23 protein-coding genes and 2 tRNA genes are annotated in these 26,136 nt (G+C 67.8%); 10 read left to right on the top strand and 15 right to left on the bottom strand.

Features of this window, described 5'->3' with window-relative positions; all coding sequences use genetic code 11:
- Nucleotides 1–30: 30 nt before the first annotated feature.
- Together glyA and BOSE46_RS20540 are read right to left on the bottom strand one after the other, a co-directional pair.
- Nucleotides 31–1,308, bottom strand: coding sequence for a serine hydroxymethyltransferase (glyA, locus tag BOSE46_RS20545; RefSeq protein ID WP_159542259.1), 1,278 nt, complete (start codon nt 1,306–1,308; stop codon nt 31–33).
- Nucleotides 1,309–1,342: 34 nt separating this feature from the next.
- Nucleotides 1,343–1,975: a response regulator transcription factor gene (locus BOSE46_RS20540; RefSeq protein ID WP_159542257.1), complete on the bottom strand. Its 633-nt coding sequence runs from the start codon at nt 1,973–1,975 to the stop codon at nt 1,343–1,345.
- 613 nt (nt 1,976–2,588) lie between these two features.
- Here BOSE46_RS20540 and BOSE46_RS20535 point away from each other — a divergent pair.
- The 4 genes from BOSE46_RS20535 (at nt 2,589) to BOSE46_RS20515 (ending at nt 8,969) form a co-directional block, all read left to right on the top strand.
- Nucleotides 2,589–4,205, top strand: a complete 1,617-nt coding sequence (locus BOSE46_RS20535) for an ABC transporter substrate-binding protein (RefSeq protein WP_159542255.1) — start codon at nt 2,589–2,591, stop codon at nt 4,203–4,205.
- Nucleotides 4,206–4,316: 111 nt separating this feature from the next.
- Nucleotides 4,317–5,402 carry an ABC transporter permease gene (locus BOSE46_RS20530; protein WP_159542253.1) on the top strand — a complete coding sequence of 362 codons (1,086 nt, stop codon included), beginning with the start codon at nt 4,317–4,319 and terminating at the stop codon, nt 5,400–5,402.
- Nucleotides 5,402–8,068: a dipeptide ABC transporter ATP-binding protein gene (locus BOSE46_RS21535; RefSeq protein ID WP_159542251.1), complete on the top strand. Its 2,667-nt coding sequence runs from the start codon at nt 5,402–5,404 to the stop codon at nt 8,066–8,068. Before BOSE46_RS20530 ends, BOSE46_RS21535 begins: the two co-directional genes overlap by 1 nt.
- A gap of 37 nt (nt 8,069–8,105) precedes the next feature.
- A complete protein-coding gene (locus tag BOSE46_RS20515; protein WP_159542249.1) occupies nt 8,106–8,969 on the top strand; it encodes an oxygenase MpaB family protein in 864 nt (287 codons plus the stop codon).
- On the opposite strand, the gene BOSE46_RS20510 is transcribed toward BOSE46_RS20515, so the two are convergent.
- Nucleotides 8,966–9,451, bottom strand: a complete 486-nt coding sequence (locus BOSE46_RS20510; protein ID WP_159542247.1) for a MarR family winged helix-turn-helix transcriptional regulator — start codon at nt 9,449–9,451, stop codon at nt 8,966–8,968. The two genes, BOSE46_RS20515 and BOSE46_RS20510, sit on opposite strands and share 4 nt — an antisense overlap.
- A gap of 103 nt (nt 9,452–9,554) precedes the next feature.
- Between BOSE46_RS20510 and BOSE46_RS20505 the strand changes: the two genes are divergently transcribed.
- The 4 genes from BOSE46_RS20505 (at nt 9,555) to BOSE46_RS20490 (ending at nt 11,237) form a co-directional block, all read left to right on the top strand.
- A complete protein-coding gene (locus tag BOSE46_RS20505; protein ID WP_159542245.1) occupies nt 9,555–10,211 on the top strand; it encodes an FMN-dependent NADH-azoreductase in 657 nt (218 codons plus the stop codon).
- Between the two features lie 98 nt (nt 10,212–10,309).
- Nucleotides 10,310–10,675, top strand: coding sequence for a YtxH domain-containing protein (locus BOSE46_RS20500; RefSeq protein WP_159542243.1), 366 nt, complete (start codon nt 10,310–10,312; stop codon nt 10,673–10,675).
- Nucleotides 10,672–11,076: a phage holin family protein gene (locus BOSE46_RS20495; RefSeq protein ID WP_159542241.1), complete on the top strand. Its 405-nt coding sequence runs from the start codon at nt 10,672–10,674 to the stop codon at nt 11,074–11,076. Before BOSE46_RS20500 ends, BOSE46_RS20495 begins: the two co-directional genes overlap by 4 nt.
- Entirely contained in the window at nt 11,073–11,237 is a 165-nt protein-coding gene (locus BOSE46_RS20490; protein WP_159542239.1) for a DUF3618 domain-containing protein, read from the top strand. The genes BOSE46_RS20495 and BOSE46_RS20490 overlap by 4 nt, the downstream gene beginning before the upstream one ends.
- Nucleotides 11,238–11,247: 10 nt before the next feature.
- On the opposite strand, the gene BOSE46_RS20485 is transcribed toward BOSE46_RS20490, so the two are convergent.
- From BOSE46_RS20485 to gyrB, 7 genes are all read right to left on the bottom strand, one after another.
- A complete protein-coding gene (locus BOSE46_RS20485; protein WP_201299696.1) occupies nt 11,248–11,796 on the bottom strand; it encodes an MBL fold metallo-hydrolase in 549 nt (182 codons plus the stop codon).
- Nucleotides 11,797–11,872: 76 nt separating this feature from the next.
- Complete coding sequence (locus BOSE46_RS20480; RefSeq protein WP_159542237.1) at nt 11,873–12,958, bottom strand: S-(hydroxymethyl)mycothiol dehydrogenase; 1,086 nt, start codon at nt 12,956–12,958, stop codon at nt 11,873–11,875.
- 262 nt (nt 12,959–13,220) lie between these two features.
- Nucleotides 13,221–13,293, bottom strand: a tRNA-Ala gene (locus tag BOSE46_RS20475).
- A gap of 151 nt (nt 13,294–13,444) precedes the next feature.
- Nucleotides 13,445–13,519, bottom strand: a tRNA-Ile gene (locus BOSE46_RS20470).
- A 146-nt stretch (nt 13,520–13,665) separates the two neighbouring features.
- Nucleotides 13,666–14,484, bottom strand: a complete 819-nt coding sequence (locus tag BOSE46_RS21530) for a DUF3566 domain-containing protein (RefSeq protein WP_236551830.1) — start codon at nt 14,482–14,484, stop codon at nt 13,666–13,668.
- Entirely contained in the window at nt 14,481–17,036 is a 2,556-nt protein-coding gene (gyrA, locus tag BOSE46_RS20460) for a DNA gyrase subunit A (RefSeq protein WP_159542235.1), read from the bottom strand. The genes BOSE46_RS21530 and gyrA overlap by 4 nt, the downstream gene beginning before the upstream one ends.
- 17 nt (nt 17,037–17,053) lie before the next feature.
- On the bottom strand, nt 17,054–19,051 hold the full coding sequence (gene gyrB / locus BOSE46_RS20455; RefSeq protein WP_159542233.1) for a DNA topoisomerase (ATP-hydrolyzing) subunit B: 1,998 nt from the start codon (nt 19,049–19,051) through the stop codon (nt 17,054–17,056).
- 227 nt (nt 19,052–19,278) lie between these two features.
- On the opposite strand from gyrB, the gene BOSE46_RS20450 reads away from it, so the two are divergent.
- Nucleotides 19,279–20,070 carry a phosphatase PAP2 family protein gene (locus BOSE46_RS20450; RefSeq protein ID WP_159542231.1) on the top strand — a complete coding sequence of 264 codons (792 nt, stop codon included), beginning with the start codon at nt 19,279–19,281 and terminating at the stop codon, nt 20,068–20,070.
- An 8-nt stretch (nt 20,071–20,078) separates the two neighbouring features.
- Here the strand turns inward: BOSE46_RS20450 and BOSE46_RS20445 are convergent, their stop codons facing one another.
- The 5 genes from BOSE46_RS20445 to dnaA form a co-directional block, all read right to left on the bottom strand.
- Nucleotides 20,079–20,579: a DUF721 domain-containing protein gene (locus tag BOSE46_RS20445; RefSeq protein WP_236551829.1), complete on the bottom strand. Its 501-nt coding sequence runs from the start codon at nt 20,577–20,579 to the stop codon at nt 20,079–20,081.
- Nucleotides 20,572–21,696 (bottom strand): DNA replication/repair protein RecF, encoded by a 1,125-nt coding sequence (recF, locus tag BOSE46_RS20440; RefSeq protein ID WP_159542227.1) that lies wholly within the window; start codon nt 21,694–21,696, stop codon nt 20,572–20,574. The genes BOSE46_RS20445 and recF overlap by 8 nt, the downstream gene beginning before the upstream one ends.
- Before the next feature lie 3 nt (nt 21,697–21,699).
- Nucleotides 21,700–22,623, bottom strand: coding sequence for a phosphogluconate dehydrogenase (NAD(+)-dependent, decarboxylating) (gene gnd, locus BOSE46_RS20435; protein ID WP_159542225.1), 924 nt, complete (start codon nt 22,621–22,623; stop codon nt 21,700–21,702).
- Nucleotides 22,624–22,643: 20 nt separating this feature from the next.
- Nucleotides 22,644–23,786, bottom strand: coding sequence for a DNA polymerase III subunit beta (gene dnaN / locus BOSE46_RS20430; RefSeq protein ID WP_159542223.1), 1,143 nt, complete (start codon nt 23,784–23,786; stop codon nt 22,644–22,646).
- Nucleotides 23,787–24,186: 400 nt separating this feature from the next.
- On the bottom strand, nt 24,187–25,650 hold the full coding sequence (gene dnaA / locus BOSE46_RS20425) for a chromosomal replication initiator protein DnaA (protein ID WP_159542221.1): 1,464 nt from the start codon (nt 25,648–25,650) through the stop codon (nt 24,187–24,189).
- Between the two features lie 345 nt (nt 25,651–25,995).
- Between dnaA and rpmH the strand changes: the two genes are divergently transcribed.
- Nucleotides 25,996–26,133 carry a 50S ribosomal protein L34 gene (rpmH, locus tag BOSE46_RS20420; protein ID WP_056210619.1) on the top strand — a complete coding sequence of 46 codons (138 nt, stop codon included), beginning with the start codon at nt 25,996–25,998 and terminating at the stop codon, nt 26,131–26,133.
- Nucleotides 26,134–26,136 lie beyond the last annotated feature (3 nt).

Genomic DNA, 26,136 nt, shown 5'->3' with positions numbered 1-26,136 from the left:
GTGCCTGATGGTTCACTCGCTAGCGCTCGCTCACTTGATGAAGGGCGCGACGTCCGGGTAGAGCGGGAAGCGCTCGGCCAGCACGGTCACCCGCTTGCGCAGTCCCTCGATGTCGACGTCGCCGGGCAGCAGTGCAGCGGCGATGATCTCGGCGACCTCGGTGAACTCCTCGGCGCCGAACCCGCGCGTGGCGAGTGCCGGCGTGCCGATGCGGAGACCCGAGGTCACCATCGGCGGGCGGGGGTCGTTGGGCACGGCGTTGCGGTTGACCGTGATGCCCACCTCGTGGAGCCGGTCCTCGGCCTGCTGACCGTCGAGCTCGGACTCGCGGAGGTCGACCAGCACGAGGTGCACGTCGGTGCCGCCGGTCAGCACGTTGACGCCCGCGGCGCGCGTGTCGGCAGCGACCAGGCGCTCGGCGAGGATCTTGGCGCCCTCGATCGTCCGCTCCTGGCGCTCCTTGAACTCCGGCTCGAGGGCCATCTTGAACGCCACGGCCTTGGCGGCGATGACGTGCTCGAGCGGACCACCCTGCTGGCCGGGGAACACCGCGGAGCGCATCTTCTTGGCGATGTCCTCGTCGTTGGTCAGGATCGCACCGCCACGGGGTCCGCCGAGTGTCTTGTGCGTCGTGGTCGTGACGATGTGCGCGTGCGGCAGCGGGCTCGGGTGCAGGCCGGCGGCGACCAGTCCGGCGAAGTGCGCCATGTCGACCCACAGCTTGGCACCGACCTCGTCGGCGATCTCGCGGAACAGCGCGAAGTCGAGCTGGCGGGGGTACGCCGACCAGCCGGCGATGATGACGGTCGGCTGGTGCTCGTGCGCGAGGGTGCGCACCTCGTCCATGTCGACGAGGCCGGTCTCCGGCACGACGTGATAGGCGACGGGCTTGTAGAGCTTGCCGGAGAAGTTGAGCTTCATGCCGTGGGTCAGGTGACCGCCGTTGGCGAGGTCGAGGCCCAGGATCGTGTCGCCGGCAGTGGCGATCGCGTGCAGCGCTGCGGCGTTGGCGGTGGCGCCCGAGTGCGGCTGCACGTTGGCGTAGCCCGCGTCGAACAGCTCCTTGAGCCGGTCGATCGCGATGGTCTCGACCTGGTCGACGAACTCGCAACCACCGTAGTAGCGCTTGCCGGGGTAGCCCTCGGCGTACTTGTTGGTCAGGACGCTGCCCTGTGCCTCGAGCGAGGCGACGGGCGCGAAGTTCTCCGACGCGATCATCTCGAGCGTCGACTGCTGACGGTGCAGCTCGGCGTCGAGGAGCGCGGCGATGTCAGGGTCGAACTCGGAGAGATGCTGGTTGTGGCTCATGACCCAAGGGTATCGGGCCGCCCGTGCCGCCGGCCTAGGACCGGCGCCGCTTCGCTGCGAGCACGGCGGCCTGGGTGCGGCGCTTGAGTCCGAGCTTGGCGAGGAGGTGCGTGACGTAGTTCTTGACCGTCTTCTCCGCCAGGAACATCTCGTCGGCGATCTGCCGGTTGGTCATGCCCTCACCGATCAGCTCGAGGATGCGGCTCTCCTGCGGAGTCAGCAGGTCGAGGGGGTCGGCGGGTGGTTCACCGTCGCGAATCCTGGCCAGGACCTTCTGGGTCACGCCAGGGTCCAGCAACGACTTGCCGCTCGCCACCTGACGTACTGCCGCGACGAGCTCTGGCGCACGCGCCTGCTTGAGCAGGTAGCCCGCGGCGCCGGCCATGATCGCCGCGAACAGCGCCTCGTCATCGTCGTACGCCGTCAGGATCAGGACCGCGATGTCGGGGTGGGCGGCGCGAACCGCACGGCACACGTCGATGCCCGACCCGTCGGGGAGACGGGCCTCCAGCACCGCGACGTCGGGGTTGACGACCGGGATGCGGAGCAGGGCGTCGGCAGCCAGAGCGGCCTCGCCGACGATCTCGACGTCACCGTCCTCCTCGAGGAGGTCCCGCAGGCCGCGACGCACGACCTCGTGGTCGTCGAGCACGAAGACCCTGATCACGGCGTGCCCCTGGGCATCAGCGCATGGCGAGGGGCGTACGGAAGCGGACCCGATGGTTCAACGACCACGATCGTGGGAGTGACGTGCATGGGATCCTTCCGATGCGCAGATTAACGACCTGCGTGAAGGCAACGTCACGAATTCGGGCGCCGGCTCGCAGAATCCACTCGTTCGGGCCAGGCGATCCTGCGAATTCCGTCGGAATGACTAGTCCGGTCTAGTCCTTTCGATGGCGTGCGGGGCCGTACGCCGACAGCATTCGGGACTTAGGTCCCTCACCCATCCGCCGATCCGTACGGAAGGATTGCAGGGTCAGGGCAGGGCCCTGCAGCCGTGGGATCTCCCTCCCGCGTACTCGCTCCGAGGAACTCCCAAGTTCTCAACATCCTCGGGCGTCGACTGAGCTGCCGTCGCACCGACCGCCGCACAGGGCCCGCCCTGCCTCTTCCTTTCGCCCCGCGCCGCCGTCGCGGCCTGCGAATCAGTAACCAAAATGCAATCTGGCAGGTCGGTTCAGCCACCACGGGCGCGTGTAGCGTGCGGGAAGGCTCAGTCCCATCATGTGGACAATCCCGCCGCAACCACGCGTTGCGGCTCGACTCGTAGGAGAGCAATGAAGAACTTCCGTCGTGGTACCGCGATCATCGCGGTGTCTGCGCTCGCCGGCCTTGCGCTGGCCGCGTGTGGACAAAGCAAGGACGACGACAACAAGGACGCGGGTGGCTCGAACCTCGTCGTCGGCACGACCGACAAGGTCGTCTCGATCGACCCGGCCGGCTCGTACGACAACGGCTCGCTGACGGTGCAGACGCAGGTCTACCAGTACCTCCTCAACTTCCCGGCCGGCAGCACGACGCTCACGCCCGACGCCGCGTCGAAGTGTGACTTCGCGCAGCCGACCGAGTACGTCTGCACGATCAAGGACGGGCTGAAGTTCGCCAACGGCCACGCCCTGACGGCGTCCGACGTCGCGTTCTCCTTCAACCGCATCGTCAAGATCAACGACCCCAACGGCCCGGCTTCGCTGCTCGGCAACATGAAGTCGGTCAAGGCCACGGACGACAAGACGGTCACGTTCACCCTCAACTCGCCCAACGACCAGACGTTCGGCCAGGTGCTCGTCACCTCCGCCGGACCGATCGTCGACGAGGAGACCTACCCGGCCGACAAGGTCCTGGACGATGACGCCGCGGTCAAGGCGCAGGGCTTCTCCGGTCCCTACACGATCGGCAAGTACACCAAGGGCCAGATCGCCGAGTTCAAGGCCAACGACACCTACGACGGTGCCTACAACAAGCCGAAGACCAAGACGATCACGCTGTCGACGTACGCCGACGCCAACAACCTGAAACTCGACGTCCAGAACGGCAAGATCGACGTCGCGTGGCGCTCGCTGACCCCGACCGACATCGCCAGCCTCAGCAAGGACGACAAGGTCAAGGTCCACAAGGGTGCCGGTGGCGAGCTGCGCTACATCGTCTTCAACATGAAGACGATGCCCGGCGACGACGACGACCAGAAGCTGGCGATCCGCCAGGCGATGGCGTCCTCGCTGGACCGCGACGAGCTCTCGACGCAGGTCTACAAGGGCACCTACACGCCGGCGTACTCGGCCGTCCCGCAGGGCCAGGTCGGCGCCACGGAGCCGTTCAAGGACAAGTATGGCGACAAGCCCAACAAGGACGAGGCCAAGAAGTTCCTCGACGACGCCGGAGTCAAGACCCCGGTCACGCTGAAGCTGCAGTACAACACCGACCACTACGGTTCCTCGTCGACCGAGGAGTACAACATGGTCAAGCGTCAGCTCGAGGACACCGGCCTGTTCAAGGTCGACCTGCAGTCCACGGAGTACGTCACGTACTCCGAGGAGCGCGTCAAGGATGCCTACCCGATGTTCCAGCTCGGCTGGTTCCCGGACTTCCCGGACGCTGACAACTACGTCACGCCGTTCTTCGGTGAGAACAACTTCCTGCAGTCGCACTACAACTTCTCGGCCAAGGACAACCCGGTGCCGGAGATGACGAAGCTGCTGAAGTCGGAAGCCACGGACGCCGACAAGACCTCGCGTGTCGCGACGCTCGGCAAGATCCAGGACCTGGTCGCTGACCAGGTGCCGATCCTGCCGCTGCTCACCGGCGCACAGGTCGCGGTGGCGGGCACGGACGTCAAGGGCGTCGAGGAGACTCTCGACCCCGCGTTCAAGTTCCGCTTCACGTCACTGTCGAAGTAATCACGAAGGAGGGGCGGGTCCACTGGACCCGCCCCTTCCGTATGTTGTTTCCAGGGTCCTTGAGCCTGTCGAAGGGACCCGACCCTCTCAAGAACCGAAATTGAGGAACTCATGACCGCCGAAGTCCTCGCGCCGCTCGAACCGACGCCCGCCCAGCCGTCCCGCAAGAGGCGTGGCCCCCTCAGCCCACTCGCCCGCTACATGCTCGTACGTGTCGCGCTGATCATCCCGATGCTCTGGGTGCTCGTCACGATGGTGTTCCTGCTGATGCGCGTCATCGGCGATCCCGTGACCGCGGCCCAGGGCGGCCGCCTCAACGCCGAGCAGATCGCCGAGCGCAAGCACGCAGCCGGGCTCGACCGGCCGATGCTGACGCAGTACTGGGAGTACATCACCGGGCTGCTCCACGGCGACTTCGGCACGACCCTGACGGATCACCGTGAGATCTCCGGGATCCTGACCCACTACGGCGCGGCCACGCTCGAGCTGTCGTTCTGGGCGCTCCTCGTGGCGTTCGCCGTCGGCATCCCGCTGGGCCGGCTCGCCGCCCGCTACCGCGACCGGCTGCCCGACGTCGTGCTGCGGCTGTTCGCGATCCTCATCTACGCCGCGCCCGTCTTCTTCGTCGGCCTGCTCCTCAAGCTGGCCTTCACGCCGTTCGGCTGGCCGTCGTCAGGTCGCTCCTCGACCCAGACCGAGCTGACCCTCGACAACGTCCACCCGCACACCAACATCATGATCGTGGACGCGCTCCTGTGGGGAGACCCCAAGATCATCCTCGAGGTCCTCCAGTACGCCCTGCTGCCCGCGGTCGCGCTGGGCCTGCTGACTGGTGGCGTCTTCCTGCGCCTCGTACGCATCAACCTCCTGCAGACCCTGCGCATGGACTACGTCACCGCGGCGAGAGCTCGCGGAGTGTCCGAGCGGAGGGTCGTGCGCAAGCATGCGTTCCGCAACGCGCTCGTCCCGGTGGTCACGGTCATGGGCATGCAGATCGCGCTGCTCCTGGCCGGCGCCGTCCTGACCGAGACGACGTTCGAGTGGAAGGGCATCGGCTACGAGCTGACGCAGTACCTCAAGGCCCGCGACTTCCTCGCCGTGCAGGGCATCGTCACCGCGATCGCCGTCATCGTCTGCGTCGCGAGTCTCCTGATCGATGCCATCGTCGCCCTCGTCGACCCCCGAGTGAGGTTCTGATGCCTACCCGCCGCTTGAGCTTGTCGAAAGCCGTACCCGCCGTCGTCCGCCAGTCCCACGGCCTGCAGCGCTTCATGCTGCTCCTGGGCTTCGCGATCATCGCCGCCTTCTTGATCATCGCGATCTTCGCGCCGTGGATCGCGCCCTACGGATTCAACGACGACCGTTCGGGCGGTGTCCTCTTCGGCACCCAGCAGGCGCCGTCGGCCGATCACTGGTTCGGCACGACGGTCGGTGGCACCGACGTGCTGTCCCGCGTCGTCTACGGCACCCGGACCGCGATCGAGGTCATCATCCTCGCGGTCGTGCTGTCGAGCCTGGTCGGCGTGCCGCTGGGCCTGCTGTCCGGCTTCCTCGGCGGTTGGCTCGATCGCGTCCTCGTGCTGGTCATGGACGCCCTGTACGCCTTCCCGTCGCTGCTGCTCGCGATCGTCGTCTCGATCGTCCTCACCGGCGGGTCCAGCGGGGCGGTCGGTGGCATCCTCGCCGCGGCCATATCGATCACCGTGGTGTTCGTGCCGCAGTACTACCGCGTGATCCGCAGCGCGACGCTCGCCGTCAAGGTCGAGCCGTACGTCGACTCGGCCCGCGTCGTCGGCGTGCGCACGCCGCGCATCCTCGGCCGCCACATCTTCTCCAACGTCGCGCAGAACCTGCCGGTCATCGGCACGCTCAACGCGTCCGAGGCGATCCTCACCCTGGCCGGCCTGGGCTTCCTCGGCTTCGGCATCGAGCCGTCCGCGGCCGCCGAGTGGGGCTTCGACCTCAACAAGGCACTGCCGGACGCGTCCAACGGCATCTGGTGGACCAGCGTCTTCCCCGGCACCGCGATCGTCCTGATCGTGCTGGGCGTGACGCTGGTCGGCGAGAGCCTCAACGACATCCTCAACCCCCTCCTGCGCACCCGCGGCGCCGACACGACGTCGGCCGACGAGGCCGAGATCACCCACGAGTTCGAAGAGCTCACCGGCGACATTGAACCGTCCGTCGAGGTCCGCAACGAGGCCGCGAACGCCGAGAAGCGCGTCGCCGCGTTGGCCCTCACGGATCTAGCGGTGACGTTCCGGACCGACGCAGGGCAGATCCATGCCGTCAACGGCATCAGCTTCGACGTCGCGCCCGGTGAGGTCGTCGCCGTCGTCGGCGAGTCCGGCTCCGGCAAGTCGGTCAGCTCCCGCGCGGTCCTGGGCCTGCTGCCGTCGACCGCCGCGGTCACCGGATCGGCCCGACTCGGCGACCGCGAGCTGCTCGGCATGTCCAACAACGACATCCGGCCGATCCGCGGCGACCAGGTCTCCATGGTGTTCCAGGAGCCGTCGACGGCCCTCAACCCGGTCTACACCGTCGGCTGGCAGATCATCGAGGGCATCCAGGCGCACAAGGACGTGTCCAAGAAGGACGCCCGCAAGCGTGCGATCGAGCTGCTCGAGCTGGTCGGCATGCCCGATCCCGAGCACCGCGTCGACTACTACCCGCACCAGCTCTCGGGCGGGCAGAAGCAGCGCGTCGTCATCGCGATGGCGATCGCCTGCGATCCCGACGTCATCATCGCGGACGAGCCCACGACCGCCCTCGACGTCACGGTCCAGGCCGCGATCCTCGAGCTGCTGCTGTCACTGCGTGACCGGCTCGGCACGGCGATCGTGCTGATCACCCACAACATGGGCGTCGTCGCCGACATGGCCGACCGAGTCGTCGTGATGTATCGCGGCAACATCGTCGAGCAGGCACCGGCGGGCGAGCTCTTCGCCGAGCCGAAGCACCCCTACACCCGCGCGCTCCTCGACGCCGTCCCGCACCTCGGCCGCGAGAACGGCCCGGGCCTGGTCGACGAGAACGACCTCGTGCTCAAGGTCGAGGACCTGGTCGTCGAGTTCCCCGGCGGCCTGGGCCAGCCGGCCTTCCGCGCGGTCGACCACGTGACGCTGGAGATCCGCAAGGGCGAGGTCCTCGGCCTCGTCGGCGAGTCCGGCTCGGGCAAGTCGACTGTCGGGCGTACGACCGTGGGGCTCCAGCAGCCGACGAGCGGCACGATCCACGTCTCCGGCAACACGATCTCCGGACTCTCCGACCGGCAGCTGCGGCCGTTCCGCTCGCGATTCGGGTTCGTGTTCCAGGACCCGGCGTCATCACTCAACCCACGTATGTCGATCGGGCAGTGCGTCGCCGAGCCGCTGCACGTCCAGACCGACCTCAAGCAGTCGGAGATCGACGCCAAGGTGCGGTCGCTCCTCGACAGCGTCGAGCTCGGCGGCTCGTACGTCGAACGGTTCCCGCACGAGCTGTCGGGTGGCCAGCGCCAGCGCGTCAGCCTGGCCCGCGCCCTGGCCCTCGATCCCGACCTGCTGATCGCGGACGAGCCGACCTCGGCGCTCGACGTGTCGGTGCAGGCGCGGGTGCTCGAGCTGTTCACCGAGCTGCAGCAGCGACTGCAGTTCGCATGCCTGTTCATCAGCCACGACCTCGCGGTCGTCGACACCCTGGCCAACCGGGTCGCGGTGATGCAGCACGGCAAGCTCGTCGAGATCGGCCCGCGCGACCAGGTCCTCGGCAACCCGCAGGAGGACTACACCAAGCGGCTCATCGCGGCCGTGCCGGTGCCGGACCCCGACGAGCAGCGTCGCCGCCGCGAGGCACGCGGGCACCTGCTGACCGACATCTCCTGACCAAGCGGACCCACGCCGCCCGGCGTACGTTCGAGGTATGAATCCCCTCGAGCTCGTACGCCGGCGCGTGGGCGAGACGATCTTCTCGCGCGTCGCCGGTGAAGAGGGACCGGCCCGCCGCGACCGCATCCACTTCAGCGAGGGACCGCGGCGGTTCGAACCGGGCTCGGCGATCCACCGCGTGCACTCGGACGCATCGATGTTCGTCGGCGGGATCAGAGCGCTGCTGCTGCAGTCGATGCACCCGCTCGCGATGGCCGCCGTCGATGCGCACTCCGGCTTCCGGGGCGATCCGTGGGGACGGCTGCAGCGCACCAGCACCTTCCTCGCCGAGACCACGTTCGGCACGATCGAGGATGCCGACCGGGCCGTGGCCGTCGTCCGCGCGGTGCACGACCGGGTGCGGGGGACGGCGCCGGACGGGCGGGCGTACGCGGCCTCGGACCCACATCTGGTGCGGTGGGTGCATGTTGCGGAGATCGACAGCTTCCTGAAGGCCCATGACCGCTACGGCTCGCAGCCGCTCGACGCCGATGGGTGTGATGCGTACGTCGCACAGACCGCGCACGTCGCGCGCGCCCTGGGGGCGGTCAACGTGCCGGAGACCGTCGCCGAGCTCGACCGGGTCCTCGCGGACTATCGCCCTGAGCTCGACGGGACCCCGGCGGCGCGACGCGCAGCCCGGTTCATCCTCGTGCACCCACCGGTGCCCCTGACCCTGCGCGCTCCGTACGGTTTGCTGTCGGCGGCCGCCGTCGGCATGATGCCGCGTTGGACGCGGTGGCCGCTGCGGCTGCCCTACCTGCCGCTCGTGGAGGCGACTGCCGTGCGTACGAGCGGAGTGGTGATCACCGAGGCGATCCGCTGGGCGATGGGCTCAGGCCCTCCGCAGCGCGACTAGCAGTCGGCGACGCCGGGCACGTCGCACGCTTCGACGACGGGTCCGGCAGCGGCGACGCGCAGGAGCAGCTGGCGGAACGTGTCGGCATCCTCGTCGGGCAGGTTCCCGAGCACGGCCCGCTCGACGTCGGCGATCCGCTTGGATGCGGCGGCGAACGTCTTGGTGCCCTTGGCGGTCAGCACCACCTGGCGCGATCGCCGGTCCGCCGGGTCCGGACGGCGGGTGACGAGGCCGGCCTTCTCGAGGTCGTCCACGAGATATGTCATGACGGTGCGATCGATGCCAAGGCGTGTGGCGATCGTGACCTGGTTGCTGCACTCGTCGCCGTTGGCGACCGACATGACCTGATAGGCACGCGGGCCGCCAGGGAGGTCACTGACGGCGTCGCGCGCGTTGTCGAGATAGCTCCGGAGGATGCTCCCGAGGGCTTGGCCGAAGTCGATGGAGGCCTGCTCCGTCGGCGTCGCAGCTGTCTCGGTCATGCCGCAAGTGTAGCCAGTCGTACGTTGTGCCGATCGTCACGTTTCTAGATCGTCTGGGTAGCATATGATCTTTTTGACAGACCATCTAGTTCAAGGAGCACGCATGAGCACGATCTTCCGATTGGACGCCAGCATCCGCCAGCAGGGCTCGGTGACCCGCGCCGTCGCCGACACCCTGCAGTCCGCGATCGCCGAGGAGCTCGGCAGTCCCGCCGTCGTACGTCGTGATCTCGGGCTCGACCCGGTGGATCCCGCCGTCTGGGGAGCGGCAGCGTTCGCCGGCTTCACGCCGGAGGAGCAGCGGACGCCTGTTCAGCTGGACGCGCAGCGGACCGCGGCTGCACTCGCCGACGAGGTGGTCGCCGCTGATGTGCTGATCTTCGCCGTGCCGATGTACAACTTCGGGGTGTCCCAGCACTTCAAGACCTGGTACGACGTCGTCGCGACGGATCCTCGGCTGGCGGTCGGCCAGAGCCAGGTCACCGGCAAGCCCGCCTTCCTCGTGACCGCGCGTGGAGGCGGATACGGAGCCGGCACTCCGCGGGAGGGCTGGGACCACGCCACGGCGTGGATGCGCCGCATCCTCGAGGACGTCTGGGGTCTCGACCTCGACGTCATCGAGACCGAGCTGACGCTGGCGGAGGTCACGCCGCAGATGGCCGAGCTGCGCGACCTCGCGCGCGAGCAGCTCGCCGAGTCGCACGAGTCGGCGCGCCAGAGCGGCCGGTCGGTCACGATCAAGCTCCGTTCGGCAGCCTGACCCCCGCGGGCCGGGGAGGCCAGGTCTCCCCGGCCCGGCGCACCGTCATGTGTGACCACTGCTCAACGGGGTAAGCCCGCCTCGAAGGAGTGGTCAATGTGAAGAAGTTGTCAGTGCTCGCGATCGGTGCAGCCGGGTACGTCCTCGGTGCCCGCGCCGGACGCGAACGGTACGAGCAGATCAAGCGCCAGGCCGACAAGGTCTGGAACAATCCCAAGGTGCAGAGCGCCGTCGACGACGTCCAGACCCAGGCCAAGCACACCGGCTCCGAGGTCGGGTCGAAGGTCGGCGCCAAGGTCGCCGATGTTGCCGGCGAAGCCAAGTCCAAGATCGCCGACAAGGTCAAGGGTCACGACACCGATCCCGCCTCAGACAACTACCGTCCGGGCGACGAGGTCATCGGCCCACCACCGGTCCCGGGTGAGTCTCCCATTGCGGATGCCCACCGACAGGGCATGTCATGACGGGTCCCGACGTCCAGACGTCCCAGGCCTCGACCGGACAGCTGATCGCCCAGGCCACCGAGGACGTCTCCACGCTGATCCGCAACGAGATCCAGCTGGCCAAGAAGGACCTGGCCGCGAGCGGCAAGCGGCTCGGCGTCGGGGCCGGTCTGTTCGGCGTCGCCGGCACCCTGGCGCTGTACGGCTTGGGCGCCCTCGTCGCGGCTGGGATCCTCGGCATCGCGGAGGCGCTCGACGCCTGGCTCGCCGCGCTGATCGTCGGCGGCGGACTGTTCGTCCTCGCCGGCCTGGCCGCTCTCATCGGCAAGATGCGCGTCAGCAAGGTCGCGGAGGCCCCGCGCGAACGGGTCGAGAGCGTCAAGGCCGATGTTGCCGCGGCCCGACACGGAGCAACGTCATGAGCACGATCGAGCGCGACATCGAGCAGACCCGCGAGCACCTCGGTCAGACCGTTGATGCGCTGGCGGCCAAGGCCGAGACCGGCAAGCACCGCGCCGGCATCGTGGCTCTGGTCGGCGTCGCTGCGGTGGCCGCCTTCGTGCTCTGGCGTCGCTTCGGCTGAGGTGACCGGTTCAGCTGCCCCGGGTGATCCACTCGTCGAGGTGGGGTGCTTCGGCGCCGATCGTGGTGTCGTCACCGTGCCCCGTATGCACGACAGTCTCGCCCGGCAACGTCAGCAGACGGTCTCGGATCGACGCGATGATCGTGTCGAAATCCGAGTAGGAGCGGCCCGTGGCGCCGGGGCCACCCGCAAAGAGCGTGTCGCCGGTGAAGATCGCGCCGAGCTCCTCGGCGTACAGGGACGTGCTGCCCGGGGAGTGGCCGGGCGTGGGGATGGCCCGCAGCGTGGTTCCGGCGACCTCGAACGTCGCGTCGGGCTGCAGCGCCCGGTCCGGCGCTGTGTCGTGCTCCGCGTCCCACAGCATGCGATCGGCCGCCGGGAACCATACCTGCGCGCCGGACTCGCGGCCGAGCTCCACGGCGGCGTTGATGTGGTCGTTGTGCCCGTGTGTCAGGACGATCGCCAGCACCGTACGGCCGTCGATGGCGTCCAGGATCGCGTCGGCGTCATGCGCGGCGTCGATCACGATGACCTCGGCATCGTCGCCGATCAGCCACACGTTGTTGTCGACGTCCCAGCTGCACCGTCGAGCGCGAACTGGCCGGACGTCACGACCTTGTCGATGCGCGCCGAGGTCACAGTTCGACCACCGATCGCAGGACGCCGCCCTCGTGCATCTTGGTGAAGGCCGCCTCGACGTCGTCGATGCCGATCGTCTCGGTCACGAACGCGTCCAGATCCAGGCGGCCCTGCAGGTAGAGGTCGACCAGCATCGGAAAGTCGCGGCTCGGCAGACAGTCGCCGTACCAGGACGACTTGAGCGAGCCGCCGCGGCCGAAGACGTCGAGCAAGGGGATCTCCAGATGCATGTCGGGCGTCGGCACGCCGACCAGCACGACGGTCCCGGCCAGGTCGCGGGCGTAGAACGCCTGCTTCCACGTCTCCGGTCGGCCGACCGCGTCGATCACGACATCGGCCCCGAAGCCGCCCGTCAACGCCTGCACCGCCTCGACCACGTCGCCCTCGGTGGCGTTGATCGTGTGCGTCGCGCCCATGCCGCGCGCCCACTCCAGCTTGCGGTCGTCGACGTCGATCGCGATGATCGTGCCCGCGTTGGCCAGGCGTGCGCCCGCGATCGCGGCACTGCCGACCCCACCGCAGCCGATGACGGCGACGGAGTCGCCGCGCTGCACGTTGCCGGTGTTGATGGCCGCTCCGAGTCCGGCCATGACACCGCAGCCCAGCAGGCCGACGGCTGCCGGCGAGGCCGACGGGTCAACCTTGGTGCACTGGCCGGCCGCGACCAGCGTCTTGTCGGCGAACGCCCCTATGCCCAGTGCCGGGGAGAGCTCAGTGCCGTCCTCCAGTGTCATCTTCTGCGTGGCGTTGTGCGTGTTGAAGCAGTACCAGGGCCGTCCCCGCAGACAGGCCCGGCACTGGCCGCACACCGCACGCCAGTTGAGCACCACGAAGTCGCCCGGCGCCACGTCCGTGACGCCCTCGCCGACCGACTCGACCACACCAGCGGCCTCGTGGCCCAGCAGGAACGGGAACTCGTCGTTGATGCCGCCCTCGCGGTAGTGCAGATCGGTGTGGCAGACCCCGCACGCAGCGATGTCGACCACGGCCTCGCCAGGGCCCGGGTCAGGGATCACGATGTTCTCGACGGTGACCGGCGCACCTTTGGCGCGGGCGATCACCCCTCGTACGGTCTGCGGCATGCGGGCTCCCTCATATGGCGTGGTTCACGTCACGGTAGCCGGTGAGGGCGACGTACCCGCGCGAGCGGTCGACTCGGGGCCTCGGGGATCCCTTGTCGGGCGAACACCGGTGGCGCCTTCGGCGCGGAAGGGCGTCCGCGTTGATGGGGCCCGACTCGAGTCACTCGCTTGGATTCACTGAATGAGAGACGCCCTCCCACCCGGCCCGCATGAAAAGGCGCCCTCCCACTTGGACTCAAGTGGGAGGGCGTCTCTCATTCAGTGGAGCCGAGGGGACTCGAACCCCTAACCCCCTGCTTGCAAAGCAGGTGCGCTACCAATTGCGCCACGGCCCCGTGATCGTGCTGGTCCCGGGTCAGACCTTGTCGCTGGCGGCGGCCCACGTGTCGGCGGGCTTGCCCTGCTTGGACTTCGACACGGCCCAGAAGACACCGGCCGCAGCGAGCCCGAGGGCGATGATCTTCTTCATGGAACCTCCTGTGCGAGTGGGCGTACGAGGACTTGAACCTCGGACCTCATCCTTATCAGGGATGCGCTCTAACCAAGCTGAGCTATACGCCCGCAACAGCGGTGAACTTTACCTCAACCACTTCTCCAAGTACCAATCGGGACCCCGACCATAGGGCCGAGCGCCAGCGAGGCCAGGCGCCCGGGCGCAGCCCGGCAGCGACGAAGTCGCTGAGGCGGCGAGGAACGAGCCGCGCGCCCTACTTTTCTTCGGCGAACGTGACGTCCACACCACCGAGCAGTTGCGCCGCCAAGTTGTAGAGATGCGCACCGATCGTGGCCAGCGCCGTGGTCAGGATGACGTTGATCGCCGACAGCACGAGGGTCAGTCCGACCATGCGGCCGAAGCCGAGGTAGTCCGTGATGTTGAAGCTCGAGGAGTCATCGCTGAGCACGGAGGTGACACTGCCGTTGATCTGGTCCCAGACCCCGGTCGCCTCCATCACGACCCAGAAGATCGAGACCGCGACCACTGCCACGATCATCATCGCGACCGAGATCGCGAAGGCCAGGCGGGTGACCGACCAGGGCTCGATGTGGGTCAGGCGCAGGCTGGCGCGCCGTGTCGACTCCGGCTCGGGCGAGCGCGTGAGGGTCGCGCCAGACTTGGTCTTGACCTGTTCGCGGTCGTTGCCGACCTTGTCCTTGACCGCCGGGATCACCGCGGTGGTCGACGGCGAGGGCTTGGTCGTACGCGCGTAGTCGGCCGCGGTGAGGGGGCGGCTGTCGGACGACGTGTCGTCGCCTTCGGACGACTTCTTGTCCTCTGCCTCGGGCTCAGCCTTCGCCGGCTGCGCCGGACGGGGCCGGCCCTTGTCGGTCTGCGGCCCGCCGGAGGATGCCGACTTGCCAGCCGCGGCCTTCTTGGTGGGGCCGCCCGCCGCACCCTTGGTGCCCGTCGAGCTCTTGGCGGGTGAGGTCACCGGTTTGGGGATGCGGGGGATCTGCTGGGTCGGCGCCGCGTCTCCCGCACTGGAGCCCGGCGCTGAGGTCGAGTCCTGCTTGTCGTCTTCGGTCACTGATCCTGGTCCTCGTCGGTCGACGTCTGTTCGGCCTGCGCCTCGTCCTGAGGGAGCTCGGTGTTGCGCGCGATGGTCACGACCCGGTCATCCCCCTTGAACTTCACGAAGCTCACCCCCATCGTGCCACGGCCTGTCGGATTGACCCCCGAGACAAGGCTCCGCGTGACCTGACCCATGGCCGTCACGGAGATGACGTCGTCGGTGTCGACCAGCACGAGGCCACCGACGAGCTCGCCGCGATTCTCAGTGATCTGCATGGCCTTGATGCCCAGACCGCCCCGGCCTTGCAGGCGGTACTGCTCGACGGGTGTCTTCTTGGCGAAGCCGCCGTCGGTGACCGTGAAGACGTAGAGCTGGTCCTCCTCGGGCACCTCTTCGGACTCCAACGCGCCGGCAGATCGGCGGATGACGGACATCGAGAGCATCGAGTCCTCTTCGCGGAACTTCATGCCCGTGACACCCGAGGTGGCGCGTCCCATCGGACGAAGCTGCTCGTCGTCGGCGCGGAAGCGGATCGCCTGCGCCTTGCGCGAGATGAGGATCAGGTCGTCCTCGGGGGTGACCAGCTCGGCGCCGATCAGCTCGTCGTCCTCGTCGCGGAAGTTGATCGCGATGACTCCGGCCTGGCGGGGGCTGTTGTAGTCGCCGAGCCGGGTCTTCTTGACCAGGCCCTTCTTGGTCGCCAGCACCAGGTAGGGCGCCTGCTCATAGTCGCGGATCGCGAGGACCTGCGCAATCTCCTCGTCCGGCTGGAACGACAGGAGGCCGGCGACGTGCCCGCCCTTGGCGTCGCGTCCTGCCTCGGGGAGCTGGTACGCCTTGGCGCGATAGACCCGACCGGCCGTCGTGAAGAACAGGATCCAGTGATGGCTCGTCGTCGGGAACATGTGCTCGACGAGGTCGTCACCGCGCAGCGCCGCACCGCGTACGCCCTTGCCGCCGCGGTTCTGGACGCGGTAGAGGTCGGTCTTGGTGCGCTTGGCGTAGCCACCCTTGGTGATCGTGACCACGACCTCCTCGTCGGGGATCAGGTCCTCGTCGGACAGGTCGCCGTCGGCCGGGATGATGTTGGAACGCCGGTCCGTGCCGAACTTGTCGACGATCGCCGCGAGCTCGTCCGACACGATCTGCCGCTGCCGTTCGGGCTTGGCGAGGATGTCCTTGTAGTCGGCGATCTCGCGCTCGAGCTCCGCGAGGGTGTCCATGATCTTCTGCCGCTCGAGGGCCGCGAGCCGGCGAAGCTGCATCTCCAGGATCGCGTTGGCCTGCAGCTCGTCGATGTCGAGCAACGTGATGAGGCCCTGGCGCGCCTCGTCGACCGTCGGGCTGCGACGGATCAGCGCGATGACCTCGTCGAGGGCGTCGAGCGCCTTGGCGTAGCCGCGGAAGATGTGCGCCTTGGCCTCGGCCTCGTCGAGGAGGTACTGGGTGCGGCGCTGGATGACCTCGACCTGGTGGTTGATCCAGTTGCTGACGAAGCCGTCGAGCGTCAGGGTGCGCGGGACCTCGTCGACGAGCGCCAGCATGTTGGCGCTGAAGTTGGTCTGCAGCTCGGTGTGCTTGTAGAGGTTGTTGAGCACGACGCGCGCGACGGCATCCTTGCGGATCTCGATCACGATGCGGCGTCCGACGCGCGACGACGACTCGTCACGCAGGTCGGAGATGCCCTGGAGGCGACCCGCGTTGACCAGGTCGGCGATCTTGCGCATGAGGTTGTCGGGGTTGACCTGGTAGGGCAGGCCCGTGACGACGAGCTGGATGCGGCCCTTGGTGTCCTCCTCGATCGACACGATCGCACGCATCATGATCGAGCCGCGGCCCGTGCGGTACATGTCCTCGATGCCCTTGGTGCCGACGATCAGCGCGTCGGACGGGAAGTCGGGGCCCTTGACCCGCTCGATCAGCGCCTCGAGCAGCTCTTCCTTGCTCGCGTCGGGGTTGGCCAGCGCCCACTGGGCACCCTCGGCGACCTCACGCAGGTTGTGCGGCGGGATGTTGGTCGCCATGCCGACCGCGATGCCGGCCGAGCCGTTGACCAGCAGGTTGGGGATGCGCGACGGCAGAACGGTGGGCTCCTGCGAGCGTCCGTCATAGTTGGGGCGGAAGTCGACGGTGTTCTTGTCGATGTCGCGCACCATCTCCATGGCGATCGGCGCGAGCCGGCACTCGGTGTAACGCATCGCGGCGGCGCCGTCGTCACCCGGTGAGCCGAAGTTGCCCTGCCCGTCGATCATCGGCGCGCGCATGACCCACGGCTGCGCCAGACGTACGAGAGTGTCGTAGATCGCGGTGTCGCCGTGCGGGTGGTACTGACCCATGACGTCACCCACGATGCGCGAGCACTTGGAGAAGCCGCGGTCCGGGCGGTAGCCGCCGTCGAACATCGCGTAGAGCACGCGCCGGTGCACGGGCTTGAGCCCGTCGCGTACGTCCGGCAGTGCGCGGGACACGATCACGCTCATGGCGTAGTCGATGTAGGAGCGCTGCATCTCGTCCTGCAGCTCGACCGCTTCGATCCGGTCGTGCTCGGGAGGTGTCGTCTCAGTCACTGAAGTGTCCTGTCAGGTCAGATGTCGAGGAAGCGGACGTCTTTGGCGTTGCGCTGGATGAACGAGCGCCGCTGCTCGACGTCCTCGCCCATCAGGATCGTGAACATCTCGTCGGCCATCGCGGCGTCCTCGAGCGTCACCTGGCGCAGGATCCGGTTGGCCGGGTCCATCGTGGTGTCCCACAGCTCGCTGTCGTTCATCTCGCCAAGACCCTTGTAGCGCTGGATCTGCTGGCCGAGCTCCTTGGGCAGGCGCTTGCCGTCGGCCGCACCGGCCTTGAGCATCGCGTCGCGCTCGGCGTCGGAGTAGGCCAGCTCGTCGGCGGAGTTGCTCCACTTGATCTTGTAGAGCGGCGGCTGCGCGAGGTAGACGTGGCCGCCGTCGATCAGCGGCTTCATGAACCGGAACAGCAGTGTGAGCAGCAGTGTCGATATGTGCTGGCCGTCGACGTCGGCATCGGCCATCAGCACGATCTTGTGATAGCGCAGCTTGTCGATGTCGAAGTCGTCGTGCACGCCGGTGCCGAGCGCCGAGATGATCGCCTGGACCTCGGCGTTCTGCAGGATCTTGTCGATGCGGGCCTTCTCGACGTTGAGGATCTTGCCGCGCAGCGGGAGGATCGCCTGCGTGCGGGGGTCACGACCACCCTTGGCCGAGCCGCCGGCCGAGTTGCCCTCGACGATGAAGACCTCGCACTCCTCGGGATTGCGCGAGGAGCAGTCGGCGAGCTTGCCGGGCAGGCCTCCACCACCCAGGAAGCCCTTGCGGTTGCGGGCCAGGTCGCGGGCCTTGCGGGCGGCCATGCGGGCCGTCGCGGCGTCGATCGACTTGCGGACGATCGTCTTGCCCTCGGTCGGGTGCTGCTCGAACCAGGCGCCGAGCTCGTCGTAGAGGACCGTCTGGACGTACGACTTGGCCTCGCTGTTGCCGAGCTTGGTCTTGGTCTGTCCCTCGAACTGCGGCTCCTCGAGCTTGATCGAGACGATCGCGGTGAGCCCCTCGCGGATGTCCTCACCTGAGAGGTTGTCGGCGGCCTTCTTGATCAGGCCCTGCGCGGTCGCGAACTTGTTGACCGTCGAGGTCAGGGCCGCGCGGAAGCCTTCTTCGTGCGTGCCGCCCTCGTGCGTGTTGATCGTGTTGGCGAACGTGTGGACCGACTCGATGAAGCTGTCGTTCCACTGCATCGCGATCTCGAGGGACAGCCCCTTGGACTCGTCCTCGGACTCGATCGAGATGACCTCGCGGTGGATCGGTGACTTGCTGCCGACGTTGATGTGCTCGACGTAGTCGACCAGGCCCTTGTCGAACCGGAAGCGGCAGTCACGCTCGATCTCGTCGACCGCGGTGTCGCCCTCGGTGGCCTCCTGGGCCTCCTCGCGGTCGTCGCGCAGCACGAGCTCGAGGCCCTTGTTGAGGAACGCCATCTCGCGGAACCGCGTCTTGAGCGTCTCGTAGCTGTAGACGACGCTCTCGAAGATGTCGGCGCTGGCGTAGAACGTCGTGGTGGTGCCGGTCTCGTCGGTCTTCTCGTGCCGCTCGAGCGGAGCATCGGGCACGCCGTAGGTGAACGACTGGGTCCAGCGATAGCCGTCGCGCTTGATCTCGACGTGCAGCTTGGTGGACAACGCGTTGACGACCGAGACGCCGACGCCGTGCAGACCACCGGAGACCTTGTAGCCTCCGCCGCCGAACTTGCCGCCGGCGTGCAGCGAGGTGAGGACCAGCGTGACGGCCGGCATCTTCTCGGTCGGGTGCTCGTCGACCGGGATGCCACGGCCGTCATCGACGACCCGGACACCGCCATCGGCCTGGAGGGTCACCGCGATGTGGGAGGCGTAACCCGCGAGCGCTTCGTCGACCGAGTTGTCGACGACCTCGTAGACGAGGTGATGGAGTCCGCGTTCACCGGTCGAGCCGATGTACATGCCGGGGCGCTTGCGAACCGCCTCCAGACCTTCGAGGACCTGAATGTTGCTGGCGTCGTACGAGGCTTCAGGATCTGGAGTTTGGCTCACCTATCCAGTATACGGGCCGTTCTGTGCGTCTCAGCGCTTACCCACAGTTCCCGGGTGGCGCGTCGCGACCGTCAGTTGCCCCTGAGAGCGACAAAACGGCGGCTGTGACGACGGCGGAGACCCTCCACCGATCACCGGTATGTCTGAAGGGCCGCCGAGTCGCCCATGCGGCCGTGCCGTGTGAACGCGCCGAGCGGGGCTTGGGTCCCATCGGGCATCGTAGAGGGATGACCACGACAGCCACCCGCCGAGACACCGCCCTGCCGGCGTTGTCGGTTGCTGTCGTGGCGGCGGTGACGCTGTTCCTCATGGTGCGGATCGCCGTGCAGTCGTCGCAAGGTCAGCAGTGGGACGACGACGCGATGGGCACCGTCGTCGCGGGTCGCGACACCCAGCTCACCCTGCTGAGCGGACTCGGCTATGTCTCGATCGGTGCGATCGTCCTGGTCGCGATCGCCTGTGGTGCGGTCGCCCTGTTGCGGGGCAAGGCCCGGCTCGCGATCGGCGCAGCCGTCATCATCGGCGGTGCGGACATCACGACGCAGGTGCTCAAGCGCGTGTTCGACCGGCCCGACTTCGGCCTGGGCGTGCTCAACAGCCTCCCGAGCGGTCACACCACCGTCGTCGCGAGCGCTGTCGGCGCAGCGCTCCTCGTGGCACCCGGTGGCATACGTCCACTGGTCGCAGCTGCCGGCGGGTTCGCGACGACGCTCACCGGCGCGTCGACCGTCGTCGCCGGCTGGCACCGGCCCGCCGACGTGGTCGCGGCGCTCGCGGTCAGCCTGCTCTGGACCGGACTCGTCGCGTGGTGCATGCACGGCCCTCGCACACCGGTGACCGGTACGTTCGTCAGCGCTCTGCTGGGGTGCGGCGCCGCGCTGGCGTTCCTCGTCGCGATCGGGGTGCGCCCGGCGTACGGCTGGGTCGGGTTCACCCAGGCGTCTCTCGTGCTCGGAGCAGTCACCGCCGTGACAGCGGCCTTCGTCGTGGCCGCCGCCGCAGTCTCACCCGCTGAGTAGCCGACGGCTTATCCGTAGGTGTCCCTCGGGCCCCTGGCGCCCCGGATCGAGCGGGGACCCTTCTTCCATGACGGTGCCTGCGGTCCACGTACGACGATGCGGAGCACCGAGCCGTCGCCCATCAGCTCGTTGAGCTTGGCGACGATGCGCGGTGCCAGCAACCGCAGCTGGGTGGCCCACGCCGTCGAGTCCGTACGCACCTCGACCTCGCCGTCGTCGAAGGAGATGACCTCGGAGTGCTGCGCGACCTCGGGCCCGACGATCCCGGCCCAGTCGGTGAAGACGCGCTGCGCGGCCAACCTCTCGTCCCACCCCTGGTCGTTGACGACCTCGCCCAGCAGGTCGGCGAGCAGGCTCGGCTCGTCGCGGCCAGCGCGCGCCGGCTTGGCCGGTCGCACGCGGCGCTTCGCCGACGGAGGGACGGGTGAGCCCTTGCCGCGGTAGGACTTGGCGATGTCGCGGGCCAGCCCGAGTCCGTCGTCGGGTGTGGGCTCGGTGGGCTCAGTCACGGACGACCTCACCTCCGGCGACGTTGAAGCGGTGACCCTTGAGTGCCTCGGGCACGTCATCGGCGACCGCGGCAGTGACCAGCACCTGCTCGGCGTCGCCGACGAGCTCGGCGAGCTGCTGGCGGCGGCCCTGGTCGAGCTCGGCGAACACGTCGTCGAGGATCAGCACGGGATCGTCCTCATCCTCGCGCAGCAGCTCGAACGAGGCCAGCCTCAGCGCGAGCGCCAGCGACCAGGCCTCGCCGTGGCTGGCGTATCCCTTGGCCGGCAGCTCGCCGATCATCAGGGTCACGTCGTCGCGGTGCGGACCCACCAGGCTGATGCCCCGGTCCATCTCGTCGTTGCGGCGCCGCGCGATCTCGTCGAGCAGGGCCTGCCGGATCGCCTCCTGGTCGCGTTGGTCGGCGTCGAGATCCAGCGACGGCTTGTAGGTCGCGGTGACGACGCGGCGATCGGGCGCGGCCGCAGCGGCGACCCGGACGTACGCCTCGGCGAGGTGCGGCGCGAGCGCGTCGAGGAGGAGCAGCCGCGTCGACACGAGCTCGGCACCCGTACGCGCGAGGTTCTCGTCCCAGATGTCGAGGGTGGCGATCTCGACGTTGCGCCGGCCGCGCGCCGACTTGAGGAGCGTGTTGCGCTGCTTGAGCACCCGGTCGTAGTCGGCGCGCACTCCGGCGAGCCGCGGAGTGCGGAGCACCAGGAGCGAGTCGAGGAACCTGCGGCGATCGGACGGGTCGCCCTTGACGAGAGCGAGGTCCTCGGGCGAGAACATCACGGTGCGCAGCACGCCGATGAGGTCGCGGGTCCGCGGGAGGGCCCCGCGATTGATGCGGGCCCGGTTGGACTTGCCCGGCGTGATCTCCAGCTCGAGCAGGGCGCTCCGGTCGCCGCGGACGACGTCAGCGCGTACGACCGCCCGCTCCGCACCGGATCGCACCAGGGGTGCGTCGCCTGACACCCGGTGCGAGTCGAGCCGCGACAGGTAGTCGATCGCCTCGACCAGATTGGTCTTGCCCTGCCCGTTGGACCCGATGAACGCGGTCGCTCCGGGCTCCAGGTCGATCTCGACGGTGTCGTACGACCGGAAGTCGTGCAGGGTCAGGCGACTGACGTGCACTGACTAAACGGGATCGGAGTGGTCCGGTGCCGCGGGGTCGAGACCCTTTTCCTCGGCAGCCTTGACCGCGTGGCCACCGAACTGCTGACGCATCGCGGCAACGGCCTGCATCGCCGGGGACTCGTCCTGGCGGGAGGTGAATCGCGCGAACAGCGACGCCGCGATCGTGTGCATCGGGACGGCGTTGTCGATCGCGGCCTCGACGGTCCACCGGCCCTCGCCGGAGTCCTCGGCGTAGCCGCGGACCTTGGACAGACCCGGGTCCTCCTCGAGCGCCTTGACCAGGAGGTCGAGGAGCCACGAACGTACGACCGTGCCCTCGCGCCACGAGTCGAACACCTCGGTGACGTTGTCGACCATGTCGACCTTCTCGAGCAGCTCGAAGCCCTCGGCGTAGGCCTGCATCATGGCGTACTCGATGCCGTTGTGGACCATCTTGGAGAAGTGGCCGGCGCCGACGCGGCCGGCGTGGACGAACCCGGACTCGCCCTCGGGCTTGAGCGCGTCGAACGCGGGCTGCACCTTGGCGATGTCCTCTGCGGTGCCGCCGGCCATCAGCGCGTAGCCGTTGTCGAGGCCCCAGACGCCGCCGCTGACGCCGCAGTCGACGTAGCCGATGCCCTTCTCGGCAGCCAGGGCTGCGTGCTTCTCGTCGTCGGTCCATCGGGAGTTGCCGCCGTCGACGATGACATCGCCTTCACCGAGCAGCCCGATGAGCTCCTCGACGGTCGACCGGGTGATGTCGCCGGCCGGCACCATGACCCACACGACCTTGGGCGAGGGGAGCTTGCTCACGAGCTCCTCAAGACCGGACACGTCCGAGACATCGGGATTGCGGTCGTAGCCGACGACGGTGACGCCGCCGTTACGCATACGGGTGCGCATGTTGCCACCCATCTTGCCGAGTCCGACGAGTCCGATGTCCATGTGCGAGATCCCTCCGAGAGTCAGTTCTGCAGGCGTACGGGCATGATCAGGTAGCGGAACGCGACGTCTGGGTCGGCCCCGATCTCCTGGACACCCGAGATTGCCGCGGGCTTGGTGTGCTGCGTGAACGAGAGGTGCACGACGGGGTCTGACATGACGGCGAGCCCCTCGAGCAGGTAGGTCGGGTTGAACCCGATCGAGATGTCCGCTCCGTTGACCGTGGCCTCGATCGACTCAGAAGCCTGGGCCTCGTCACCGCTGCCGGCCTCGAGGAGCAGCTGGCCCTCGGAGAACGACAGGCGTACGGGGGTGTTGCGCTCGGCGACGAGCGCCACGCGCTTGACCGAGTCGACGAACGCCTGGGTCTCGACGTAGGCGACAGTCTCGGCCTGCGCCTGGAACAGCTGGCGTACGCGCGGGAAGTCGCCCTCGAGCAGGCGGGTCGTGGTGCGGCGGGTGCCCTTGCCGACGACGCCCTCGAAGCCGATCAGCCCGTCACCGGACTCGCCCGACGACACCGCGATCGTGACGTCGCCACCGTTGGTGAGCGAGCGGGCGGTCTCGTTGAGGACCCGCGCCGGCACGAGTGCCTGGGCGGAGAGGTCGCTGGCCTCGGGGTACCACTCGAGATCGCGGAGGCTGGCCCGGAAGCGGTCGGTCGCCATCAGTGAGATCGTCGAGCCCTCGAGCTCGAGGCGCACGCCGGTCAGCAGCGGGAGCATCTCGTCACGACCGGCCGCCGCGCTGGCCTGGGACACGGCGGTGGCGAAGTCGTCGGCCTTGATGGTGCCCGAAGCCGTCGGCATCTCGGGCAGCTGCGGGTATTCCTCGACCGGCATGGTCTGGAGGCTGAACCGGGCATTGCCGCAGTTGACCTGGACCTTGGTGCCGTCGAGCGCGATGTCGACGGGCTTGGCCGGCAACGCCTTGACGATCTCGGCGAGCAGGCGACCTGACACGAGGGCGCGACCGTCGGCGCTGACCTCGGCCGGCAGGGTGGCGCGCGTCGAGGTCTCGTAGTCGAACCCCGAGAGGGTGAGCCCGTCCGCGGCGGTCTCGATGAGCAGGCCGGCGAGCACAGGAACGCTCGGGCGGTTGGGCAGGCTGCGGGCTGTCCAGGCGACGGCGTCGGCGAGCGTGTCGCGGTCGATGCGGAATTTCACGTGATGGGGCCTTTCCGAGGACGGGAGCCGTCGGGATGAATCCTGCCACGGTATCCGTGACCGGGGGTACTCAGGGGAAGTGCGGAAGATGTCATCCACACACAGCTCGTGACGTGACTTCCGCGGGGGTTGCCGAAGTAAAGAAGAGTAGTAGTCGTAGTAGCGTCTGTGGATTCGGTGGACAACCCGCATTTGCGCTGGCGAGAGAGCGCGAGGGCCGGTGGACAACCTGTGTCCGGCCGGACGACGAAACTACACGTTTCTGTGGATGTCGGTTCTGCGTTCACACGGTGTTCACACAGCGACCGATGATGTCCACGTGACTCGTGGGTTTTCCCACAGCGCCATCCCCAGCTGTGTATGTCCCAGGTGCGAATGGTCCCGTCGGGCCATTCACGGGTCATGACTGGCGGGCCTGCTGCTTGATGCGCGCCGTGAGCTCCGTGACCTGGTTGTAGACCGCGTGCTTCTCGGCCATCAGCTTGCGGATCTTGCGGTCGGCGTGCATCACCGTGGTGTGGTCGCGGTTGCCGAACTCCTGGCCGATCTTGGGCAGCGACATCTCGGTGAGCTCACGGCACAGGTACATCGCGATCTGCCGGGCGAGCACGAGGTTGCGGCTCCGGTTGGTGCTGCAGAGGTCGTCGATCGAGAACTCTGAGTAGGCGGCGGTCTGCGCCATGATCATGCCGACGGTGATGTCGGGCTCCTCACCTTCGGCGATGAGGTCCTTGAGCACGATCTGTGCGAGCTGCAGGTCGACTGTCGTGCCGTTGAGGTTGGCGAACGCGGTGGCGCGGATGAGCGCCCCTTCGAGCTCGCGGATGTTGGTCTGCACCTTGCTCGCGATGAACTCGAGCACATCGGCCGGCGCCGTGAGCTTCTCGTTGGCGGCCTTCTTGCGGAGGATCGCGATGCGCGTCTCGAGGTCGGGCGGCTGGACGTCGGTCGTTAGTCCCCACTCGAACCTGTTGCGCAGCCGGTCCTCCAGCGTCGTGAGGTTCTTGGGCGGCCGGTCCGACGTCATCACGATCTGCTTGTTCTCGTTGTGCAGCGCGTTGAACGTGTGGAAGAACTCGGTCTGGGTCGACTCCTTGCCCTCCAAGAACTGGATGTCGTCGACGAGGAGCACGTCGATCTCGCGGTACTTGCGCTTGAGGGCGGCGGTGCGGTTCTCGCGGATCGCGTTGATGACGTCGTTGGTGAACTCTTCGCTGTTGACGTAGCGCACGCGGGACGAGGGATAGAGGTTGAGGACGTAGTGGCCGATTGCGTGCAGGAGGTGCGTCTTGCCGAGTCCGGACTCACCGTGGATCACGAGCGGGTTGTAGGCCTTGCCCGGTGCCTCCGCCACAGCGACTGCGGCGGCGTGTGCGAAGCGGTTGGACGAGCCGATGACGAAGTTCTCGAAGAGGTAGCGCGGATTGAGCCTGGCCTCGGCGACGCTGCCGATGCGCGGCGGCGTGGTCTTGCGCTCGGCCCAGGTCGGCACGAACTCGTCCTGGTCGTCATCGTCCTCGTCATCGAGGTCGTTGTCCTGCCCGTACGCGTTGTGGGTGTTTGTCGACATGTCGTCTTGTCGACTTTGGTGTGTCTCGATCAAGGAAGGCTCGATCGTCACGACGAGGCGAGTCTCCTGCTGCAGCGTCGTGCTGATCGCGTGCTCCAGCGCCGGTCTGACGCGCGACTCGAGCTGCGCGCGGGTGAGGTCGTCCTGGACGGCGACGATGAGGATGTTGTTGTGCAGCGTCAGCGGCTTGGCGGAGTAGACCCACACCTTGGCGCCGGGGGAAAGCGTGTCGACGGCTCCTTGCCAGACTCGGTTGAGATGCTCTTCCGGGCTGGTTTCCTGGCCGTCATTCATCCAATGCCTCCCGACACGTCCACATGGTTTTCCACATGGTGTGAATGCGAACTCGAGAGTTGAGGCGTCCTTGTGGAAAAGGTCGATACCGCGGTGACGCTAGCAGCCATGGGGGACGCGTACAAGCGGAATTCCCCAGCCCGTCCCCAGCAATCGGCGTGTCGTGTGGACGAGAGCGGGCTGGACGCGTATGGGGATCAGTTTGACCGGGGTCCGGGGCGCCCGTACCGTTGTCTAGTCGTCCTAGAACGACTTCCGCCGCATGCCCACGACAACTGCAGTTCTCGGTCGTGGGCGAGCGGTGGCCGTCGACCGGCCCAGACTGAGATCCGTGAGGAACACATCGTGAGCAAGCGTACTTTCCAGCCGAACAACCGTCGTCGTGCCAAGAAGCACGGCTTCCGCCTCCGCATGCGCACCCGCGCCGGCCGCGCGATCCTCGCGGACCGTCGCCGCAAGGGCCGCGCCAAGCTGTCTGCCTGAGCC

Origin of the sequence: Aeromicrobium sp. 9AM (genome assembly GCF_902506105.1) — a bacterium.
Lineage (GTDB): Bacteria > Actinomycetota > Actinomycetes > Propionibacteriales > Nocardioidaceae > Aeromicrobium.
This window is presented reverse-complemented; position numbering and strand designations above follow the sequence as displayed.

Excerpts from the sequence above, each read along its gene's own strand:
- glyA (WP_159542259.1), bottom strand. The coding sequence starts at position 1,308 with ATGAGCCACAACCAGCATCTCTCCGAGTTCGACCCTGACATCGCCGCG.
- BOSE46_RS20535 (WP_159542255.1), top strand. The coding sequence starts at position 2,589 with ATGAAGAACTTCCGTCGTGGTACCGCGATCATCGCGGTGTCTGCGCTC.
- BOSE46_RS20530 (WP_159542253.1), top strand. The coding sequence starts at position 4,317 with ATGACCGCCGAAGTCCTCGCGCCGCTCGAACCGACGCCCGCCCAGCCG.
- BOSE46_RS21535 (WP_159542251.1), top strand. The coding sequence starts at position 5,402 with ATGCCTACCCGCCGCTTGAGCTTGTCGAAAGCCGTACCCGCCGTCGTC.
- BOSE46_RS20515 (WP_159542249.1), top strand. The coding sequence starts at position 8,106 with ATGAATCCCCTCGAGCTCGTACGCCGGCGCGTGGGCGAGACGATCTTC.
- BOSE46_RS20510 (WP_159542247.1), bottom strand. The coding sequence starts at position 9,451 with ATGACCGAGACAGCTGCGACGCCGACGGAGCAGGCCTCCATCGACTTC.
- BOSE46_RS20505 (WP_159542245.1), top strand. The coding sequence starts at position 9,555 with ATGAGCACGATCTTCCGATTGGACGCCAGCATCCGCCAGCAGGGCTCG.
- BOSE46_RS20495 (WP_159542241.1), top strand. The coding sequence starts at position 10,672 with ATGACGGGTCCCGACGTCCAGACGTCCCAGGCCTCGACCGGACAGCTG.
- BOSE46_RS20490 (WP_159542239.1), top strand. The coding sequence starts at position 11,073 with ATGAGCACGATCGAGCGCGACATCGAGCAGACCCGCGAGCACCTCGGT.
- BOSE46_RS20480 (WP_159542237.1), bottom strand. The coding sequence starts at position 12,958 with ATGCCGCAGACCGTACGAGGGGTGATCGCCCGCGCCAAAGGTGCGCCG.
- BOSE46_RS20450 (WP_159542231.1), top strand. The coding sequence starts at position 19,279 with ATGACCACGACAGCCACCCGCCGAGACACCGCCCTGCCGGCGTTGTCG.
- gnd (WP_159542225.1), bottom strand. The coding sequence starts at position 22,623 with ATGGACATCGGACTCGTCGGACTCGGCAAGATGGGTGGCAACATGCGC.
- dnaA (WP_159542221.1), bottom strand. The coding sequence starts at position 25,650 with ATGAATGACGGCCAGGAAACCAGCCCGGAAGAGCATCTCAACCGAGTC.